Below are 3567 nucleotides of genomic sequence, written 5' to 3'. Positions count from 1 at the left end.
GGCCGCGGTCTCCTGCCTTGCGGTAGAGCCGTCCGCGGCTCTCGGCGGTCTCGGTGGCGCGGACCACGACGGGCAGCGGCTCGGTGACGAGGCGGCCGAGGCGGCGTCCGCGCCAGCACATGAGCGCGACGACCGCACTCGCCACCAGGATCGCGGCCGGGGCGAACCAGGACGGAAGGAGCGGCAGCGGCGCGCCGTGCTCGCCGGCGGCGATGTCGGCGTTGTCCGCGACGTACCAGACGAGGCGCGGCGCATGACCGAGCGAGCGCAGGGCCACGGCCGCGTTGTCGGCGTCCGTCACCGAGGAGTTCGTCAGCACGGCACCGCTGCCGAGCAGCACGACGTGCGGGCGGTCTGCGGTCTGCGGGAGGTCGACGAGGTAGCCGCTGTCCGTGCCTCCGGCGGCGAAGCCGGGACTCGGCGGGAAGCACACTCTCGCGTCGGTCCCGTCGTGGGGTGTGTAGCGGATCCGTCCCCGGGAGATCTGGTCGCTCCGGCGGACGTCGGTGAGTTGGCAGCTGGCCGTCATCGTGGTGTACGTCGGCTCCATGGTGACATCCACCGGCAGGTCGAGTCCGCCCACGACGACCGGATCCGCGAGCAGCAGGACGAACCGGCCGGCGTGGCGCGCGTGCTCGAGAGCGGTTCGTGCGGTTCGGCTCGACAGCTCATCGGTGTGGGTGACGAGGACGGTGGTGCGCGAGTCGATCCGCTGGTCGAGGAAGGGCTGCTGCGAACGGACCACCGTGATGTCCACACCCTGCTGCCGCAGCACCTCGGCGACCGCCTGCGCCCCCTGCGGGCCGGGGTTGGCTGGATCGTAGGCCTGCGCGTTGCTGGTCTGCTGTGCGGTGATGAGCCAGGTCACGACGACGACCACGACGACGACCGCGGCCCAGATCAGCCGGCTGTGCCAGCGACGGGCGCGAGGCGAGTCGCCGGTGGCCGTGCCGGTCGAGTCACCGGGGCCGTTCTCGCCGGCAGCCACGGCTGGTCGGCTCGAGGGCAGGGCGGTGTCCAGCCGGGGACCGGAGGCGCTCACGAGTGGGCCAGGGGAGGCTCGAGGAGTTGGTGCGCCGGGCGGCCCCGCGACAGAGTGCGGTCCAGCGCGACCATCTCATCCACCTCGGGGCGGGTCGCTCGCCCGTTGCCGTAGCGGACGGCGTCGAACCGGTCGGCGGCTGTGCGCAGAGCGGTCTGCTGGTCGGGAAACGACGGAGCCAGGGCGAGGCTGATCTCATGCGCGGTCTGACCGGGTGCGTCGTCGAGCAGCGTGCGCTCGGTCGCCTCGGCGGCCACGGCTCGGAACGTGTCGAGCAGTGCGTCGTCGAGACGCCCCTCGCCGAGGGCCCGTGAGGCGCGGGCGCGATAGTCCGTGGGTGTGGCGGCCGGATCCTCGATCACCCCGGCGCCCCTTTGCCCCCTACGCTCACGGCGCACCTTCGGCAGGATCCAGACCAGGAGCGCGATGACGAAGGCGCCCACGACGACGAGCAGGGCGACCGGCGCACCCGCGCCGATCGACACGTCGAGGTAGCGGTGCCACAGGTCCGCGAGCCACTGTGCGGCCCGGTCGATCAGGGAGGCCCGATGGCTGTACCTCCCGCGTGAGAGCTCGTGCTCCAGCAGTCGCCGGGCCTGGTCGGACGCGGGATCCACGGGGTCGAAGAACGGGACCACGGACGGATCACGTCCCCGCAGCCTGCTGGGCGGTGCGTGCCAGCGTGACGTCGAGCGCCTCGCGCCGGATCCGCTGGTCGAGGTAGAGCAGGCAACCGACGCCGGCGGTGAACGGCGTGGTGAGCGCCCCGACGACCAGGTTCATCGCGTGCGTCGTGAGTGACGTGGCCACGCCCGTACCCGACGGGTCCACGGTGCCGGTGACGACGGCGACCGGAACTGCCAGCACACCCTGGATGATCATGGCGATGATCCCGGCCAACACGGTGATTCCGAGGATGCGCCAGAAGGCACGGCCCGAGGTGAGCCGCCACGAACGGCCCAGACTGGCGAGGACGCGCTGTCGCTCCAGGACGGTGACCGGACCGCCCATGCCGAGCCGGATCGCGAGCCACACCGCGACCACCAGGCCGACCAGCATGGCGAGAATGATCAGGGCGGCGGCCCCGGCTTCGCCGACCCCGGAGAGGGCCACGACGACCCCGGGCACGATGACCACCACGACCAGCGCGAGCACGACCGCCAGCCACGTCAGGACATTGACCCCGATCAGCGCCGGGATCCGGCTCTTCGTCTCCTGCCAGGTCTGCGCGATGCCGGCTTTTGCGCCGAGCACGGCCTGGCCCACCACGTGGGCGATGAAGCCGCCGAGCAGGAGCCCCGCGAGGGCAGACGCGAGGCCCGGCAGCGAGGCCAGGAACAGGTCGCGCACGGTGCGACTCGCCTCGCTCGACCCGACCGGCTGCCCCTCGAGCCACAGGCTGGCGAGGGCGGAGGGGATGAGGAAGACGGCGCCCACGAGGAAGCCGAGTCCGATGGTCGCCTGCGGATTGGCCCGCATCGTCTTGATGGCGCCGTCGAAGATGTCGCCCAACCCGAGCGGACGCAGCGGTATGACGCCGGGCTGGTAGGCCTGCCCATAGGGCCCCGGCCCCCATCCCCCATACCCTCCATATCCGGGAGGTGGTCCTGCTGGTGGGGGACCGCCATACCCTCCATCCCCGCCATACCCGCCATACCCGGGAGGGGGCCCTGCTGGTGGCGGGCTGCCACCCCATCCCGAAGAGGCCGGGTGCCCGCCCGGTGCGGCCCAGCCGTCGGGTCGGTCGGAGCCTCCGGGAGGCGGGAAGCCTGCATTGCCGGACATGTCACCCCCAGTGCGAGAACGTGTCCCACGAACCTAGCGTGCCAGCGGGTCGGTGCTCGCGAGGCGCTGTGGATCACGCGAGCGCGGCGAGGTGGGAGGTTGCTCGTTCGACGGCTCGTGCGCGCATCGGCTGCGCTCCGAGCTGCTCGTGCTGGGCGACCAGGCACGGTTCGTTGCGGCACAGGGCCAGCCCCCGTCGCCAGAGCACGTGCGGAGGCTTGCGGTGCTCACGAAGGTCGCGCACCAACCGTCGCCAGAAGGTCAGCCAGCGGTTGTTGCGCACGCAGTATGCCGCTGCGAGCACACCTTTGGCGCGCAGGTCACGCACGACCTGGCCGGCGAAGATGCCCTCCGCGATGATGACCTGTTCCGTCGCGGCGTGCACCTTCGTGACCCCGACCGCGCGGGAGCGGCTGATGTCGTAGACGGGGACGCGTGCCGCTCCGTCGGAGCAGAGAGTCAGCAGGGCGTGGAGGGCAGCGTCGTGGTCCCAGGAGCGCGCGTCGTCCCAGTCGGGGATGCCGATGGGGAGCATGGGCAGGTTCGCGTCGTCGCCGTCGCGGTAGAAGTCGTCGAGCCGGACGATCGGCCAGCCGTGCCGCCGCGACAGGCGGGCGGCCAGTCGCGACTTGCCGGCCCCACTCGGGCCCGTCAGCACGACGACCCGGCGAGCGGGCGACTCGGTCCGGCGGTGTTCCGTGACGGGATGGGCCACGGCAGGCCAGTCTACGGGGCGACCA

General features: G+C 72.1%; 4 protein-coding genes. All 4 read right to left on the bottom strand.

From position 1 onward, the window contains the following. On the bottom strand, positions 1-1042 hold a 1042-nt coding region (locus FRW57_RS18970; protein WP_152186761.1), incomplete at its 3' end, for a DUF4350 domain-containing protein. Further along, positions 1039-1680 (bottom strand): DUF4129 domain-containing protein, encoded by a 642-nt coding sequence (locus tag FRW57_RS18965; protein ID WP_137122460.1) that lies wholly within the window; start codon positions 1678-1680, stop codon positions 1039-1041. The genes FRW57_RS18965 and FRW57_RS18970, both read right to left, overlap by 4 nt. Positions 1681-1687: 7 nt before the next feature. Further along, positions 1688-2554: a glycerophosphoryl diester phosphodiesterase membrane domain-containing protein gene (locus FRW57_RS18960; protein WP_152186760.1), complete on the bottom strand. Its 867-nt coding sequence runs from the start codon at positions 2552-2554 to the stop codon at positions 1688-1690. 346 nt (positions 2555-2900) lie between these two features. After that, positions 2901-3567: uridine kinase family protein (locus FRW57_RS18950; RefSeq protein ID WP_338055385.1), on the bottom strand; the 667-nt coding region annotated here is incomplete at its 5' end.

Source organism: Segeticoccus rhizosphaerae (assembly GCF_009192725.1).
GTDB classification, from domain to species: Bacteria; Actinomycetota; Actinomycetes; order Actinomycetales; family Dermatophilaceae; genus Segeticoccus; species Segeticoccus rhizosphaerae.
The sequence above is the reverse complement of the archived record's forward strand: the minus strand, read 5'-3'. Positions and strand labels throughout refer to the sequence as shown.